This window comes from Paraburkholderia sp. GAS32, assembly GCF_050434225.1.
Lineage (GTDB): Bacteria > Pseudomonadota > Gammaproteobacteria > Burkholderiales > Burkholderiaceae > Paraburkholderia > Paraburkholderia madseniana.
In genome coordinates, this window is the sequence record NZ_JBNPVS010000039.1 from 18,296 (window position 1) to 33,428 (window position 15,133).

At 60.6% G+C, this 15,133-nt stretch carries 15 protein-coding genes and 2 pseudogenes; 12 read left to right on the forward strand and 5 right to left on the reverse strand.

Going from position 1 to position 15,133, the window contains the following annotated elements; genetic code table 11:
- Positions 1 to 267 precede the first annotated feature (267 nt).
- On the forward strand, positions 268 to 573 hold the full coding sequence (locus P3T25_RS34905) for a hypothetical protein (protein WP_429361575.1): 306 nt from the start codon (positions 268 to 270) through the stop codon (positions 571 to 573).
- Positions 574 to 664: 91 nt separating this feature from the next.
- Here the strand turns inward: P3T25_RS34905 and P3T25_RS34910 are convergent, their stop codons facing one another.
- The 3 genes from P3T25_RS34910 to P3T25_RS34920 form a co-directional block, all read right to left on the reverse strand.
- Positions 665 to 874 carry a hypothetical protein gene (locus tag P3T25_RS34910; protein ID WP_429361577.1) on the reverse strand — a complete coding sequence of 70 codons (210 nt, stop codon included), beginning with the start codon at positions 872 to 874 and terminating at the stop codon, positions 665 to 667.
- A 34-nt stretch (positions 875 to 908) separates the two neighbouring features.
- Positions 909 to 1,040, reverse strand: coding sequence for a hypothetical protein (locus P3T25_RS34915; protein ID WP_429361579.1), 132 nt, complete (start codon positions 1,038 to 1,040; stop codon positions 909 to 911).
- Between the two features lie 293 nt (positions 1,041 to 1,333).
- Positions 1,334 to 2,179: an IclR family transcriptional regulator gene (locus P3T25_RS34920; RefSeq protein WP_429361581.1), complete on the reverse strand. Its 846-nt coding sequence runs from the start codon at positions 2,177 to 2,179 to the stop codon at positions 1,334 to 1,336.
- A 114-nt stretch (positions 2,180 to 2,293) separates the two neighbouring features.
- On the opposite strand from P3T25_RS34920, the gene P3T25_RS34925 reads away from it, so the two are divergent.
- From P3T25_RS34925 to P3T25_RS34940, 4 genes are all read left to right on the forward strand, one after another.
- Positions 2,294 to 4,645, forward strand: coding sequence for a cytochrome P450/oxidoreductase (locus P3T25_RS34925; RefSeq protein ID WP_429361583.1), 2,352 nt, complete (start codon positions 2,294 to 2,296; stop codon positions 4,643 to 4,645).
- Positions 4,646 to 4,748: 103 nt separating this feature from the next.
- Positions 4,749 to 5,405 (forward strand): hypothetical protein, encoded by a 657-nt coding sequence (locus P3T25_RS34930; protein WP_429361585.1) that lies wholly within the window; start codon positions 4,749 to 4,751, stop codon positions 5,403 to 5,405.
- Between the two features lie 11 nt (positions 5,406 to 5,416).
- Entirely contained in the window at positions 5,417 to 6,331 is a 915-nt protein-coding gene (locus P3T25_RS34935; RefSeq protein ID WP_429361727.1) for an NAD(P)-dependent oxidoreductase, read from the forward strand.
- Positions 6,328 to 6,921: an HD domain-containing protein gene (locus P3T25_RS34940; protein ID WP_429361587.1), complete on the forward strand. Its 594-nt coding sequence runs from the start codon at positions 6,328 to 6,330 to the stop codon at positions 6,919 to 6,921. Before P3T25_RS34935 ends, P3T25_RS34940 begins: the two co-directional genes overlap by 4 nt.
- Here P3T25_RS34940 and P3T25_RS34945 read toward each other — a convergent pair.
- Positions 6,915 to 7,835 carry a LysR substrate-binding domain-containing protein gene (locus tag P3T25_RS34945; RefSeq protein WP_429361589.1) on the reverse strand — a complete coding sequence of 307 codons (921 nt, stop codon included), beginning with the start codon at positions 7,833 to 7,835 and terminating at the stop codon, positions 6,915 to 6,917. The genes P3T25_RS34940 and P3T25_RS34945 overlap by 7 nt on opposite strands.
- A 292-nt stretch (positions 7,836 to 8,127) precedes the next feature.
- On the opposite strand from P3T25_RS34945, the pseudogene P3T25_RS34950 reads away from it, so the two are divergent.
- The 7 genes and pseudogenes from P3T25_RS34950 to P3T25_RS34980 all read left to right on the forward strand — a co-directional run.
- A pseudogene (locus P3T25_RS34950) lies at positions 8,128 to 8,460 on the forward strand (cytochrome c oxidase subunit 3); the annotation flags it as partial.
- Complete coding sequence (gene cyoD, locus P3T25_RS34955; protein ID WP_429361591.1) at positions 8,461 to 8,793, forward strand: cytochrome o ubiquinol oxidase subunit IV; 333 nt, start codon at positions 8,461 to 8,463, stop codon at positions 8,791 to 8,793.
- A 76-nt stretch (positions 8,794 to 8,869) separates the two neighbouring features.
- On the forward strand, positions 8,870 to 9,328 hold the full coding sequence (locus P3T25_RS34960; protein WP_429361593.1) for a MarR family winged helix-turn-helix transcriptional regulator: 459 nt from the start codon (positions 8,870 to 8,872) through the stop codon (positions 9,326 to 9,328).
- A gap of 61 nt (positions 9,329 to 9,389) precedes the next feature.
- Entirely contained in the window at positions 9,390 to 10,325 is a 936-nt protein-coding gene (locus P3T25_RS34965) for a LysR family transcriptional regulator (RefSeq protein WP_429361729.1), read from the forward strand.
- Positions 10,326 to 10,500: 175 nt separating this feature from the next.
- Complete coding sequence (locus P3T25_RS34970; protein WP_429361595.1) at positions 10,501 to 12,111, forward strand: MFS transporter; 1,611 nt, start codon at positions 10,501 to 10,503, stop codon at positions 12,109 to 12,111.
- A 144-nt stretch (positions 12,112 to 12,255) separates the two neighbouring features.
- Entirely contained in the window at positions 12,256 to 13,200 is a 945-nt protein-coding gene (locus P3T25_RS34975) for an efflux RND transporter periplasmic adaptor subunit (protein ID WP_429361597.1), read from the forward strand.
- On the forward strand, positions 13,197 to 14,705 hold the full coding sequence (locus tag P3T25_RS34980) for an efflux transporter outer membrane subunit (protein WP_429361599.1): 1,509 nt from the start codon (positions 13,197 to 13,199) through the stop codon (positions 14,703 to 14,705). Before P3T25_RS34975 ends, P3T25_RS34980 begins: the two co-directional genes overlap by 4 nt.
- A 157-nt stretch (positions 14,706 to 14,862) precedes the next feature.
- Here P3T25_RS34980 and P3T25_RS34985 read toward each other — a convergent pair.
- A pseudogene (locus P3T25_RS34985) lies at positions 14,863 to 15,039 on the reverse strand (TolC family protein); the annotation flags it as partial.
- Positions 15,040 to 15,133: the final 94 nt, after the last annotated feature.

Consider the following 15,133-nt stretch of genomic DNA (forward strand, 5'->3'; position numbering starts at 1 on the left):
GTTCGGTGACAGTTGAGTTTTGCAGCAGCGTGTCGGTTGCTCTCTGGTGGCCCGAAACGACCCGCTGGTACCTAAGCTCCCGCAATCCGCCAAACAGCCCGCCGAATACCCCTCGCTTCGCCCAATTGATTTCCACGTCCCGCGCTACACTTGTTTCCACAGACGAAACAGACTCGAATTTGACCGCCATTTCGTCGAAGTCGCAGGCAACGCCGGGGCAGTTTAGTCCGAGGCCCTTTCGGTTCCCCCATTCTGACGGATGTCAATATGATTCCACTCGGTGCAGCATCCACGCTACTCAGCGGCGTGAGCAGCGTCATCCGTTCCGGGCTGTCGGCGCTGACGGGCCAAAGCTCCGCAAGTGAATCAAGCCAGTCGAGTTTTGCGGCACACCTCAAGACCGCAACGTCACAAACCAGTCTTGGAAAAAGCGAGCATCACCATCACGCATCTGGCGCACGGAGCGCGATAAACGCATTGGCAAATTCCTCGCCATCGCCGTTACAAGGCGCGCCTGGTGCCGGTATGAAACCGGGTGTCGCGACCGGCTCCGTCATCAATATCAGTGCCTGAACGGGCACCGAAGGGCGACTGGATGGCGCATTGGCAAAAAGCGTTGCCCTTAAAGGAGCCGCGCAAAAATCGTCGCCTCCTGGTAACTCGTTCAATGAATCAAGCCCCGGGTGCTGAAGAGACTATGCGAGTCCATCCAGTCGTACGATCCACTGCTGTGGGCCCACGCCCAGTTCCTTGCCGCTTCACGTTTTTTGCCGACTGCCTGTGCGACCTCTTCGGAGGACGAACCTTCGTCATACTTGTCGTTCGTGCGCTCAGCGCGGCCGATGTTTCTTGAGTTCGATGAGTCGTAGTTCATTGCGATTCCTGATTGAGATTGCTGTCAACGCGCATCAATCCTGCTCCACCAGCTCGTCGTGCATCGACGCAGCGAGAAGCTCGGCGAAGCGCTCAAGCGCCGCGACTGAGCCGTGCACTGTGCGGTACTCCTGACGTCCAATCTTCGCGTCAAGAACCACTGTCATTCCCGATTTCCGAGCCAGGTCAAGGATGTCCATCTACTGCTCCACATCGTTGAATCATGTGATTCAGTTAGCACTCTGATGCGCGTGAACGGTTTGTCCACACAATCCATTCTAAGCACTATGCGCTGGACATCAACGCAGCCACGGTGAATTCACAGTTTTCAAAACGACAACAATAGAGACCGCAGCCGGATGCGGCGAGGTCCGATCCGCATTCCGAACCGTTGGGTCGTGCGCGACCGAGAAAAAGATCTGCACGTCGGGGGGCAGTCCAGGTCCAATATGGACGCGTATCAGACGCAACCAGAAAATGCCTTGGCGTGATCCGGCACATAGCCGAGCGCAGCACTGATCGTTTCAGCTTCCTTGCGCAAGGCTGTCGCAATCGGACCGTCAATCGAGGAGTCGAACCCACCCGTCGCCCCCAGCGCAGTGAGCGACGCGCAAAGGTGCCCGTTGGCATCGAAAAGCGGCGCGGCGACTGCGCTTATTCCCTTCAGATTCGTATCTTTGACCGTGGCGCAGCCCACTGCACGAACCTCGCGTTGCAGCTGTCCTATCGGATCGGTTGGATCGAGTAGCGCGCGCAAGTCGGCGGGGGCGCGCGCGAGTTCTTCTTTCGCCAGTTTTCGAACTCGCGACTCATCGAGCAAGGCGAGAAAGAGTCGCCCTGTCGCGGACCAGAGTAACGACATGACCGAGCCCGCGCGCACATTCACCGTGACAGGTAACCCCGGCTCCTCGAAGCGGATGATCGTCGGTCCGTGATTGCCCATTACGGCAATGAAGCACGTCACTTCCAGGCTCTCGCGTAAGCGCACCAACGACGGTTCGGACAAGCGAATGGGGTCCGCCACGCGCATTGCTGCAAGTCCGATGGAAATGCACTGGGGTCCCAGGCAGTACTGCTGCGTTGCCGCGTCCTGAGTAACGAAAGACTCTTCCATCAGGCTCGCCAGGTAGCGATGGACTTTCGCCGGATTCTCGTCCAGGTGGGCGGCGAGAGCGGTCAGCGTTGCACGTCCTCCAAGGGCGGCCAGCTCTTTGAGTACGAGCATCCCGATGGACGCAGACTGCACGCGTTGCCGGCGGTCCCGCGCAACGCGTTCACCAGCCTGCTTTTGAGAATTATTTTCCATTTCGTCATCTTAGCCGATCGGGAGCGGCAGCCGATATGGCAAGGTTTACCCGTATCTCTTGATTACGCATTGCGTATTATAGTTACGCAAATGACATCACATCTGGAGAAGAGCATGGCCGCAGTCGCACCTGATCTCGGTGTATCGAAGTGTCCTTTCCATGGCGCGGCGCCTGACGCCGGGCTTTCCCCCGGCGGTTGCCCGGTGAGCGCACGCGCCGCCGCATTCGATCCGTTTGAGGACGGCTATCAGCAGGACCCGCCCGAATACGTGCGCTGGGCCCGTGAGCAGGAGCCGGTTTTTTACAGCCCAAAGCTCGGCTATTGGGTCGTCACGCGCTACGACGACATCAAGACGATCTTTCGCGACAACATCACTTTCAGCCCGTCGATCGCGCTCGAGAAAATCACGCCCACCGGCCCCGAAGCGAACGCGGTTCTGGAGTCATATGGCTATGCGATGAACCGCACGCTTGTGAACGAAGACGAGCCAGCACACATGCCGCGCCGTCGTGCGTTGATGGATCCGTTCACACCGGAGGCGCTTAAGCACCATGAACCGATGGTGCGCGAGCTCGCGCGCGAGTACGTAGACCGGTTCATCAACGACGGCCGCGCCGACCTTGTCGACCAGATGCTGTGGGAAGTCCCGCTCACGGTTGCGCTGCATTTTCTTGGCGTGCCGGAAGAGGACATGGACACGTTGCGCGAATATTCGATCGCGCATACGGTGAACACGTGGGGCCGCCCGAGGCCGGAGGAGCAGGTCGAGGTCGCGCATGCGGTCGGCAAGTTCTGGCAGTTCGCGGGCAAGGTGCTGGACAAGATGCGCGAAGACCCGTCCGGCCCGGGCTGGATGCAGTACGGCATCCGCAAGCAGAAGGAACTGCCCGACGTGGTGACGGATTCATATCTGCACTCGATGATGATGGCGGGCATCGTCGCCGCGCATGAGACGACGGCCAACGCGACCGCCAATGCGATGAAACTGCTCTTGCAGCACCCGCAGGCATGGCGTGACCTCTGCGAGGACCCGAGCCTCATTCCCAACGCCGTCGAGGAATGTCTGCGCCACAACGGATCGGTCGCCGCGTGGCGTCGGCTGGCGACGAAAGACGTCACCGTCGGCGGAATCGACATCCCGGCGGGCTCGAAGCTGCTCATCGTGACGTCGTCGGCCAATCATGATGAGAATCAGTTCGCGGATGCCGACCTCTTCGATATCCGCCGCGAGAACGCCAGCGATCAGTTCACCTTCGGTTATGGCTCGCATCAGTGTATGGGCAAGAACCTTGCGCGCATGGAGATGCAGGTCTTTCTCGACGAGTTCACACGCCGGCTGCCACACATGCGGCTTGCCGAACAACGCTTCACGTACGTGCCGAACACGTCGTTTCGCGGGCCGGAGCATCTCTATGTGGAATGGGATCCTGCACAGAATCCCGAGCGCCTCGATCCGTCCGTGCTGAAGCCGTGCGCAACGGTGCGAATCGGTGAGCCATCGTCGCATGCGGTGAGCCGCGCGGTGCTAGTGGAACGCGTGTCGGCGTGCGCGGATCGTATCGTGCGTGTGAGGCTCGTATCCCCCGACGGCAAGCCATTGCCGCGCTGGGCGCCGGGTTCGCATATCGATGTCATCTGCGGCGACACCGGACTCTCGCGCCAGTATTCGCTTTGTGGCGATCCGCGGGATCGCAATGCCCTCGAGATCGCGGTGCTGCGAGAGCCGGAGAGCCGCGGCGGATCGGCCTGGATCCATGCCAACGTCAAGGCGGGCGATGTACTGAAGATTCGCGGCCCGCGCAATCACTTCCATTTCGCTGCGGATGCGCGCAGAGCGATCTTCATCGCGGGCGGCATTGGCATCACACCGATCAGCGCGATGGCGCGAGAAGCAAAGGCTCGGGGTATCGACTACACGATTCATTACAGCGGGCGGCGCCGCGCATCGATGGCGATGTTCGACGAACTGGTCGCGTTGCACGGCGAACGCTTCCATGTGCACGTATTGGAAGAAGGCTCACTCAACGATTTCGCGTCACTCTTCGCGCAACCGGACGAGCACACGCACATTTATGCATGCGGCCCGGCGGGGATGCTCGAAGCGGTGGAGGCGAGCTGCGCGCATTGGCCGGAAGACGCGCTGCGCGTAGAGCATTTCGTATCGACGAAGACCACCCTCGACCCTTCGAAGGAACATGCGTTTGAGATCGAACTGAAAGACTCCGGCCTTGTGATTCCGGTCGCCGCGGATCAGACGGTGCTCGCGGCGCTGCAGCAGGCAAACATCGACGTACAGAGTGACTGCCGGGAAGGCCTGTGCGGGTCGTGCGAGGTACGGGTGCTGGCAGGCAAAGTGGACCATCGCGACATGGTGCTCACACGCGCCGAGCGCGAAGCGCACAACCGCATGATGACCTGCTGCTCGCGCTCGTGCGGCGGTGAGCGGCTCGTGCTCGAACTGTAAAACGCGCAGCCGGTTTAAGACTGCCGGCGCATACGGGCGAGCCCCGCGATCTGGCAATCTCAGTTCCGGGGGAACGCTCACAACTATTGGTAAGGATGCCGTAATGTATAAACTGATGAAATGGGCCGATCAACTGCTTCCCGGCGCGAAGACGATTCCGGAGGTACCCGCACAACACTCGATGGTCTATATCGCGTCGGGCTCGGCTCTCGTCAATGGCGTGGAACTAGCCGCGGGCAAGGCCTGCTATGCCGAGGAAATCCTGACCGTCGAAGCGAGCAACATGGGTGCGGAATTGTGGCGATGGGGGCTGGTTCACGAGGACGGCGGCCTCGGGTTGTTGAGCGGTACGGGTGTGTTGTCCAGGCTGCGAATGGCACGCCGCGTAAAAATGTTCGAGATGATGCCTACCTCGAAATGGCTATTCCGACTCGATTGCATCGTCGGGTTCGAAGGCACAACCGGACTGCACTCCCATCCCGGTTCGGGAATTCGCTGCTTGATCGAAGGCGATCTTCGGACCGAATCGGAAAAAGGGGAGAACACGGTCAACACCAGACGAGGGGATGTCTGGTACGAGGAAGGTGCCTATCCGCTTGTTTCGACGGTGCGGGACGGGGCGAAAACCACCTTTTTGCGCGGAATGATTCTTCCTCCGGAGTATTTGATCTACGGCGAGACGGCGACATGGATTGAAGGGGCCAAGGCCAAATATGCCGAGTGGAAGCCGTTGGAGCAGCGGGTCGTCAGTCTGCGATAGGGGCATTGAAAATGAACACTATCCAACACGTCGGCTTCATCGGCCTCGGGCGCATGGGCCAAGCGATCGTGCCGCGGCTTCTGGGTGCCGGTTTCAGTGTCACGGTATGGAATCGTACCGCCTCGCGGTGTGAGTCTGCTATTTCGGCGGGCGCCACGCTTGCGGAAACCCCCGAAGCGCTCGTACGCACCAGCGATCTCGTGTTCACCATGCTTCACGATGACGCAAGCGTGGTCGACCTCTATGCGCGCCTCGCACCTGTGGCGGATGGCCGTCGATTTCTCGAAATGAGCACGGTGCGGCCAAGCACGCACCGCCAGGTAGCGGGTATCGTCGCGCGACATGGGGGCGTTTATACCGACGCGCCCGTTATTGGAACCGTCGGGCCGGCTCGGGCCGGCCAGTTGGTCAGTATGGTTGGTGCGCCGGCGAGTGACGAGCCGTTACTGGGACCGGTTCTCAAGGCCTTCTCCCGCAAACAGTGGTGGCTGGGATCGGTAGGGTTGGGCGCGGCGATGAAGTTGTCGCTGAACTTGATTCTTTGCAGCTACTGGCAGTTGCTTGGCGAGAGTTTGGCGTTGGCCGAGCGTAGTGGCCTGCCGCGCGAACTCATGCTCGAGGCAGTGATCGACAGCCCGGCCGCGCTTGCCATGTTGCCGGCCAAAAAAGAGGTCGTCCTGAGAGGGAATTCGACCGCGGCATTCGACGTGGCCGGCCTCTACAAGGATATGCACGCGATTGCCGCCGAAGCTGCGGCCCTTGACGTGCCGATTCCCGGGATGCAGGCGGCCATGGCTCAGGTCATGCAGGCGATAGGCCAAGGCTACGCGTCGCGAGATGTGGCGTCTCTGACGCCTTACTTCATCGAGGCGGTGAATGCCGCCGGGCAGCAGCCCAAATCTGAATCTTCGCGGAAGGCATCATGATCACCGACCATCAGCCCACATTTACACACATCGGCCATTCCACGGCCGAAGACTGGCGCGCCCTGATGGCGCATTACAACGATCACGTCTCCCGATTGCCCGATCGGATCATGGCGCACATGCGGTTGATGGCGGGTGACTTCGGCGGCTTTCCCGAGGACCGCCTTACCCACTCGCTGCAAACCGCTACGCTCGCCTATCGCGATGGGCGTGATGAAGAATACGTTGTCTGCGCTTTGCTGCACGACCTGGGTGACCTTCTGGGATCCTTCAATCACCCTGACTTTGCAGCGGTCGTTCTTCAGCCGTTCGTGTCCGAGGCGAACCATTGGATGGTCAAGCACCACGGAATTTTCCAGGGATACTACTTCTTCCATCACCTGGGCCTGGACAAGAACATGCGCGACGAGCATCGTGACAGTCCGTACTTCAAGCAGACCGCCGAGTTTTGCGCGCTCTACGACGGTGCAGCCTTCAATCCCGATCTGGAGTGCATGCCGCTGGAGGCGTTCGAACCTATGCTGCGCCGGGTCTTCGCGAAGCCAGGAAACTCCGGCGTGTACGCACGGATGCAGCCGAGCGGTCAGTGATCCGAAGTCGTGCGAGGCTTGGACGCGGGGGCGCCTTTCAGGCTGCGTGCGCAGTCCATGTAGGCACGGACTGCGCCGCTCGTCTCGTCGGCTCGACTGAGTCGGACGAGTTCTGCGAAATTGGAGATGCCGGAGAGGGGCCGCGTGGTCAATCCGGGCATCGCCATCCTGGAGAGCACAGCGGGAATCACCGCGACTCCCAGTCCGGCAGCCACCATGGCGAGCAGAGCGTTCGTGCTTGATGCGCTTTCGATGATGCGAACATCGTCACCCAGGATCGCACGCACCGCCGCGACGGATCCCTCCCCATCTTTCTCACTCACGGGGAGGATGATTTGCTCGGCTTGCAGGTCCCGCGCCGAGACACGCCGTTTCGAAGCAAGTGGATGGTCGTCCGCCACCGCGACGGCGAGTGGCCAGCGCCCCACGCGCTCTGCACGAAATCGTGAATCACTAGCCAGGAATACGCTCGGGCCATAGGTGACGTCCAATTCGCCGTTGAGCAATGCTTCGGCCAGTTGTTGCGGCGGGACTTCGTCCAGGTGCACTTCCACTTCCGGGTAAAGCTGACGAAAGCGCCGCAAGTCGTCTATCAGTTCGCCGCCGTAGACGGCGGATCCGACAAAGCCGATTCGCACACTGCCGATTTCGCCCTTCAGCGAACGCTGGACGTCCGAACGCACCCGGTCGGCTTGCGCGAGCAGACGCCGCGCATCCGCAAGCAAAATGCTGCCGGCCTCGGTCAGTACCACGCGCCTGCTGGTGCGCTGGAAAAGCGGCCCGCCGAGTTCCTCCTCCAGCGAACGAATCTGCATGCTCAACGCAGGCTGCACGATGTGGAGGCGTTCTGCCGCGCGTCCGAAATGCTCTTCTTCTGCGACGGCAACGAAATAGCGTAGATGGCGAAGGTCCATGTTAATTCCCACGATCAGATTAGCTGATCAATCTGTCAATTCAATCTATTTTACATCCACCTGCAAACAGGCGAACCTGTCGCTCGAAAACTCAATGAATTTCGATAACCGGGCAGAAGCTATGAAAGCTCACCATGCTGCACGAACTTCGTGCGTCGCCATCGCCATGTTAGCGATCTCGTTTCTTTCTGGATGCACCCAGGGCGTGCTCGATCCGAAGGGCCGCGTGGGTGTTGCGGAGAAATCGCTGATCGCAACGTCGACGTGGGTCATGCTGATCGTCGCTGCGGGGGGCGCGGTGCTCGGCTGGCTCGCGGTGACGTTCGTGTACGGCGCGGCGTTTCTCGAATTGGAGCTACGCGAGTTCTCCCGTCTGATCGCGGAAGGCGCAGGCCCGGGCCGCAGCGCGTTTTTGTCGTCGTTCTTCACGCTGGTCGGCGCGCACGGCTTGCACGTGGTGCTGGGCCTGCTGTGGATGGTAATCCTCGCGGTGCAAATGTTCCGGCGCCCGATGCTGACCGAGCGCGACATCCGACGCCTGACGTGCTTGAGCCTTTTCTGGCACTACCTGGATATCGTCTGGATTTGCGTGTTTACCTTTGTCTATTTCGTGAGCGTCATCTAAATGGCTCAATCGCATGGTTCCAATGGTGACGCTGCTCATGGCAGCGTCGGCGGCTATATCGCCGGGTTCGTTCTCTCCGTATTGCTGACGGCTGCGTCGTTTGGGCTCGTGCTGGGCGGCTTACTGCCGCCGCACACCGAGCTCGTTTCGCTCGCTGCGCTCGCATTCGTGCAGATCGTCGTACACCTCATTTACTTTCTTCATATGAACCGCTCGTCGAGCCAGCGCTGGAATGTGCTTGCATTCAGTTTCACGGTACTTGTGGCGGCCATCGTTATCGTCGGCTCGCTCTGGGTCATGCACAACGCCAGCTTGAACATGATGTCGCGCTAGGCCGCGCTTCGTAACGCTCGTCTTCCCGGGACTCGTATCGCCTGAGACGGACGGCGTGTTTAATACGTGAAAGACAATGGCAACTCCCAATACGACATCGCGGACCGATTTCGACAATGCCGAAATCGGCAGCGATCTTCTTCACCTCGTTTCCCGAGCCAATGCCGTGCTGGCAAACTCGATCTCGCGGCGCACGATGCAAGCGCTGAATATCACGGCAGCGCAAGGGCGTTTGCTGTACCTGGTCGATCGGTACGGACTTTCGCATGCCGGCGAAATTGCGCGCGAATGTAATGTCGACCCAACCGCGATTACACGCCTGATCGAACGTCTCGTCAGAAACGGCTTCCTCACACGAGCACGTTGTGTGCTGGACCGGCGCATGATTCGACTCGTCCTGACGCCGCAAGGCCAAGCCGTAGCTGACCAGATGCCAGCGATATTCACGGATGTCTACAACGAAGTGCTGGCCGACTTCAGCCCGGATGAGCATGCCTTCTTCAAGGCGATGTTGCGTCGCCTTCTTGCTTCGTGAGGCATCGTCAGGGCCCGGTTGCGCGTTGAACCGCTTCTCGCAGCAACTACATTCTTCTGTCATGCAATTTCCTGACCTCAATCTTCTCTTTGCCCTTGACGTGCTGCTCGAAGAGGGATCCGTCGTGGCCGCCGCGCGCCGCATGAACCTGAGCGCGCCGGCCATGAGTCGCACCCTGGCGCGCATTCGCGAGACAATCGGCGACCCCATTTTCGTCAAGGTCGGGCGCAAGATGGTCCCCACACCGCGCGCGCTGACGTTGCGAGAACAGGTCCATCAGTCGGTGCAGAGTGCACGCCGGCTGCTAGAGCCTGAGCGTGAAGTCGATCTGCCGACTCTCAAACGAGATTTCAATCTGCACGCGAACGATGTCTTCATCAGCGCGTTCGGTCAGGCCCTGATGGAGCGGCTTTGTGCCGAGGCGCCGCACGTGCTGCTGCGCTTTTCTCCAGAGCAGGACAGGGAGGACACGGTGCTGGAGGACGGCAAGGTCGACCTGTACATCAGCGCTATGCGTCCGATGGGTACGGACGTTCACGTCCAGTCTCTATTCACGACGAAATTCGTGGGGATGGCGCGGGAAGCGCACCCCATCTTCGATCGCGAGATCACGCCGGAACGCTTTGCACAATACGAACAGATCAGCGTATCGCGGCGTGGGCGCCCGAACGGCCCGATCGATGTGGCCTTGCAGCGGTTGGGCCTATCACGGCGAGTGTCCCTCGTGGCTCCGACGTTCCATTCCGGCGTTTTCATGCTCGGAAGTTCGGACTTGATCCTGACCGTACCCGAGCACGTTGCGTGGGCGGTACGGCGGATGGGTTTGCGAGCGCGGTCGTTCGAGTTGCCGCTGCCGCTCGAGACGGTGGTTGTTGTAGAGGCGTGGCATCCGCGATTTCAGAGCGATAGTGCGCATCAGTGGCTCCGACGCATCATTCGCGAACTGTGCGCCGGTCACGTGAGCGGCGCATCCGGCGTTATGTTGCCTGTGCAATGAGTGCGTTTGACACACGGCAGTAGTGCAAAGATTTCAATTTTCGTATTGATCCGCCATACCTAGACTTGCCGCATTCATATGTGGTCTGCAGAAGGGGAACGGTGAAGTCTATGTTCATGCCGATCGACGCCATTGTGGCGTCCATGCTGTGGCGGGTCGTAACGTGGCGGCGGACATGAACAATGTCGCGCTTGCGCTCCGGCACACCGAGTCTCCTTCGAAAGCTCCCGCCAGTGCCGCTTCGCCTCCGGCGTTTGGTGCGCGAATTCTCGTCGGCATGGGTGGCATTCTCCTCGCAGTTGTGATCGCGCAGATCAACGACCACGTGACCGAAATCGCGATGGGCGATATCCGCGGCGCCATGGGGATCAGCCATGACGACGCCTCCTGGCTATCCACGCTTTATCAGGTTACCCAAGTGTCGGCAATGATGTTTGCTCCCTGGTGCGCGACGACATTCTCCCTCAGGCGCTTCACGATCAGTGTGGTGGCGGTGTTTGCCGTGCTGGGGCTCGTCTTTCCGTTTGCCCTCTCCACCAGCGCGCTTTACGTATTGCGCGTGCTGCAGGGCTTCGCCGGTGGTTGCCTTCCGCCCATGCTGATGACGGTCGCGCTACGTTTCCTGCCCCCGGGGATCAAGCTGTATGGGCTTGGCGCCTACGCGTTGACCGCTACGTTCGCCCCGAATCTCGGCACGCCGCTCGCCGCGCTGTGGACTGAATACGTTGACTGGCGATTCCTGTTCTGGGAGATAGCGCCGCTCGGCTTGCTTTCCATTCTGATGGTCTCCTGGGGGCTTCCGCAGGACCCTCTGCGTCTCGAGCGCTGCAGGCAGTTTGACTGGCGCGGGGTGTTACTCGGATTTCCTGCGCTCGGAATGCTCGTCGCCGCGTTGGGGCAGGGCACGCGACTGGGCTGGACGGACTCGCCGCTGATCTGCATGTTACTCATTGGTGCCGCGATCTTGCTCGCGCTGTTTCTGGTGAACGAATGGTTCCATCCGTTGCCGTTCTTGAAGATCCAGTTGCTGGCGCGGATGAACCTGACCCATGCTCTGATCACACTCGGCGGTGTCCTGCTCATATTCGTCGCGGTTGCGAGCGTTCCCGCAGCCTATCTTGCCGAAGTGAAGGGTTATCGCCCCTTGCAGAACACACCCCTTTCATTGTGCGTGGCGTTGCCCCAACTGCTGGCGCTGCCTTTGGTCGCCGCCTTGTGCAACATTCGCGCGATTGACTGCCGCTGGATTCTGGCCACGGGCATCGGTCTGATCGTGTTGACGTGCGGGGTCGGCAGCTACCTCACGTCGGACTGGGTGCGTGACAACTTCTACGTATTGCAGATCATTCAGATCTTCGCGCAACCGATGGCGGTCATTCCGCTTCTCATGCTGGCCACCAACGGAATGGCGCCGGCCGATGGGCCGTTCGCCTCCGCGTGGTTCAACACGATCAAGGGGCTCGCTTCGGTTGTGGGCACAGGCGTGACCGAAGGATTTTTCGCCATGCGTGAACATTTTCATTCGAACGTGCTCGTTGACCAGCTAGGTAACCGGCCGCAGGCGCTGGTCATGGCAAACGACGGGTTTGCCCGGGCGACAGGATTACCTCACCACGCCTTTCTGCCGCTTCTCGACGAGCGGATACGGGAGCAGGCGATGGTCCTCGCTTCGGCCGATGTCCTCCGGCTGATGGCGCTCGTTGCCGTAGCGCTGATTGTGCTGATTCCGGTGATCGCCCCGCGTGTTTATCCGCCCCGTGCCGCCGCCAGCAACCCGACCCGATAACGTCTCGTTTTAGCCATGTCTGAATCCATTCAAAGAAGAAAGCTTTATATCGCTGCCGCCGCCGTCCTGATCGTAGTTGTGGTGTCGGGAGCGGTCGCAAGATTTGTCTTTTCGTCGTCATCGCAGACGACCGACGATGCCTATGTGGCCGCCGATTTCACCGTGGTTTCGCCGCGCGTGGCCGGCCAGGTCACGGTCCTCTCGGTCGATGACAATCAGGTTGTCCACCAGGGCCAGCTGCTCGCCCAGATCGACGACCGGGACTACAAGGCGGCGGTCGCTTCCGCGGAGGCGAATGTCGCAATGGCGAAAGCAGCCATCGACAATGCGTCGGCGAGTCTGGTCCAGCAGCAGTCCGTCATCGAACAGGCGAATGCCGCGCTGACCGCGGCCCGCGCGAACTATACCTTTGCCCGGGCTGACTACAACCGCTACACGGACCTGGCGAGTCACGGCGCGGGAAGCGTCCAGAACGCGCAGCAGGCACAATCGCGCATCGATACCGCGCAGGCGGACGTTTCGCGCAACGAAGCCACAGTGAAGGCCGCTCGCCAGCAGATCGCGGTTCTACAGTCCGACCGGGAGCGAGCACAAGCGGCCCTCGAACACGCACTGGCGGCACTGGACACCGCCCGTCTGAACCTGCAGTGGACACGTATCGTGGCGCCGGTCGACGGCATGGTCGGCCAACGCTCGGTGCGTCTCGGGGCCTATGTCACAGCGGGAACGCCACTGCTTGCGGTGGTCCCGCTGCAGCAAGCCTTCGTTATCGCCAATTTCCAGGAAACACAGCTAACTTCGGTGCGTCGCGGAGAGGCGACCGATATTCACGTGGATTCCCTTCCAGGCGTTGTGCTGCACGGAACGGTGGACACCCTGGCGCCGGCCACCGGCGTAACTTTTGCCGCGATCGCACCCGACAACGCGACTGGCAACTTCACCAAGGTGGTCCAGCGCATTCCGGTGAAGATCGTATTGCGTCCCGGGCAGCCTGCATTGCGAAGACTTCGCGTGGGCATGTCGGTAGAGGCGACCATTCACGTGGGAGGCTTGCGTGTGGACGAAGGCGGGGAGGGCGTCGCACGATGAGCACGCTCAGGGCCCGAATCGCCGCAGGGGCGCTTTTGACGGCACTTGCCGGGTGCACCGTCGGTCCGGATTATCACGAGTCAAAGGCCGTGCTGCCAGCACAGTGGACCGTCCACGCGACCCAGACGCTCCCGGTCAATCGCAGCCGCACTGTACCGGACGATGTCGACGCGCGCTGGTGGACAGCGTTCTCGGACGCGCAGCTTTCCTCACTCGTCGAGCGCGTAGCGGGCGCGAACCTCGATGTCAAGGTCGCCACGCAAAGGCTCATGCAGGCGAGGGCGGCCCGTGGCATGACCGGTGCCGACGCACTGCCCGCGCTGCAGGGCTCGGCGTCGTATCAGCACGCGCGTTCGAGCCAGAATGGGCTCGTGGACATCTCCGGGTTGAACGGCAGGAGTGACTATAACGTCTGGCAGCCGGGAATCGACGCTTCATGGGAGCTTGATGTTTGGGGACGCGTGCGCCGCGAGATCGAATCGGCTGACGCGTCGGTACAGGCAAGTGCTGACCTCCGTCGTGGCGTTCTGCTGTCGGCGTTGGCCGAAACGGCGTCCGATTACATCCAGCTGCGGGGGGTGCAGGCACAACAGGCCATCATCCGCCAAAACCTCGAAATCGCACGCGAGAGCCTGGCGCTGACGCAGATTCGCTTCGCGGACGGGGTGGCAACGCACCTCGAAGCCGCACAGGCTGCAGCGCAGGTCAGTGAAATTGAGGCACGTCTGCCGGTGCTGGAAAACCAGCGTGTCCATCTGGTCAACGTGCTGAGCTTCCTGCTTGGCGAACCGCCGCGAACGTTGGAGAGCGAACTTGATACCCTGCATCCCATTCCTCCTGTGCCGCCTCGCGTGCCTGTCGGACTCCCTTCACAGCTGGCGGAGCGTCGTCCGGATATCAGGGAGGCGGAAGCGCACTTGCACGCGGCGACAGCCGATATCGGCGTGGCGGTCGGAGACTTTTACCCACGGATCACGCTGTCGGCAAACCTGAGTCTTCAGGCCATGCATTTCGGCGATCTTGACGAGTGGAGTTCGCGCATGTTCGGCGTGGGTCCGGCGCTGACCGTGCCGATTTTCGACGGCGGCCGGCTGAAAGGACAACTCGAGCTGCGCAAGGCACAACAGCGCGAGGCAATGATCGAGTACCAGCGTGCTGTGCTCAACGCGTGGCATGAGGTTGACAACGCGATGAGCGATTACGGCACACGTCAGGACAGGCAGGAGAAGCTCGACACCGCCGTAGTGCAGGATCAGGTGGCTCTTGAGAACGTTCGTCGGCAATATGTTGCGGGCGCCACGGACTTCCTGAACGTCCTCGCGGTCCAGCGGGATCTGTTAGATACCCAGCAGGCGAAAGTCGTCACCAACACAGAAGTTTCACTCGCGCTTGTTGGCCTTTTCAAGGCACTGGGTGGCGGGTGGGAGACCTCCTTCCCAGTGTCATCTTCGGTGAAGCGCGACAACCCATCAGACTACTCGAAGGCAGCGGCTTACGCGCCCTGAGCATGACCGTCCTGGCGGCAGCGCCGCCTGAGGAAACTCCACGTTGACCGCTTCTGCGAACGTGCTGCTATTGCACGTTCGCATAGCACCCTCAATTGCCCCCCTCAAAGATCGGCACAGTAATCGATGGGCCGATTGCAAACTGATGGAAGGCTCAATCTCCCAGCTTGCTGAACTGGAGTGCCTGCCGACTGGCACTGCCCGAGAGGCTGATTCTCGGCTAGAAGTCTGCTTTTGCGACTCCAACTTCCACGGTTGCCTGATGCAGCCTCACCTCCGCCTCTCGAATGTCCGGTCGGCGTCGCGCCCGTTCTGACGGGATGCCGATAGGGACCACCCGTACGAAATAGCGTGGATGGCGAAGATCTATGTTGCTCTGATTGATCAAATTTACTGATCGATTTGTCAATTCAATCTATTTTACATCC

Excerpts from the sequence above, each read along its gene's own strand:
- P3T25_RS34905 (WP_429361575.1), top strand. The coding sequence starts at position 268 with ATGATTCCACTCGGTGCAGCATCCACGCTACTCAGCGGCGTGAGCAGC.
- P3T25_RS34910 (WP_429361577.1), bottom strand. The coding sequence starts at position 874 with ATGAACTACGACTCATCGAACTCAAGAAACATCGGCCGCGCTGAGCGC.
- P3T25_RS34915 (WP_429361579.1), bottom strand. The coding sequence starts at position 1,040 with ATGACAGTGGTTCTTGACGCGAAGATTGGACGTCAGGAGTACCGCACA.
- P3T25_RS34920 (WP_429361581.1), bottom strand. The coding sequence starts at position 2,179 with ATGGAAAATAATTCTCAAAAGCAGGCTGGTGAACGCGTTGCGCGGGAC.
- P3T25_RS34925 (WP_429361583.1), top strand. The coding sequence starts at position 2,294 with ATGGCCGCAGTCGCACCTGATCTCGGTGTATCGAAGTGTCCTTTCCAT.
- P3T25_RS34930 (WP_429361585.1), top strand. The coding sequence starts at position 4,749 with ATGTATAAACTGATGAAATGGGCCGATCAACTGCTTCCCGGCGCGAAG.
- P3T25_RS34935 (WP_429361727.1), top strand. The coding sequence starts at position 5,417 with ATGAACACTATCCAACACGTCGGCTTCATCGGCCTCGGGCGCATGGGC.
- P3T25_RS34940 (WP_429361587.1), top strand. The coding sequence starts at position 6,328 with ATGATCACCGACCATCAGCCCACATTTACACACATCGGCCATTCCACG.
- P3T25_RS34945 (WP_429361589.1), bottom strand. The coding sequence starts at position 7,835 with ATGGACCTTCGCCATCTACGCTATTTCGTTGCCGTCGCAGAAGAAGAG.
- cyoD (WP_429361591.1), top strand. The coding sequence starts at position 8,461 with ATGGCTCAATCGCATGGTTCCAATGGTGACGCTGCTCATGGCAGCGTC.
- P3T25_RS34960 (WP_429361593.1), top strand. The coding sequence starts at position 8,870 with ATGGCAACTCCCAATACGACATCGCGGACCGATTTCGACAATGCCGAA.
- P3T25_RS34965 (WP_429361729.1), top strand. The coding sequence starts at position 9,390 with ATGCAATTTCCTGACCTCAATCTTCTCTTTGCCCTTGACGTGCTGCTC.
- P3T25_RS34970 (WP_429361595.1), top strand. The coding sequence starts at position 10,501 with ATGAACAATGTCGCGCTTGCGCTCCGGCACACCGAGTCTCCTTCGAAA.
- P3T25_RS34980 (WP_429361599.1), top strand. The coding sequence starts at position 13,197 with ATGAGCACGCTCAGGGCCCGAATCGCCGCAGGGGCGCTTTTGACGGCA.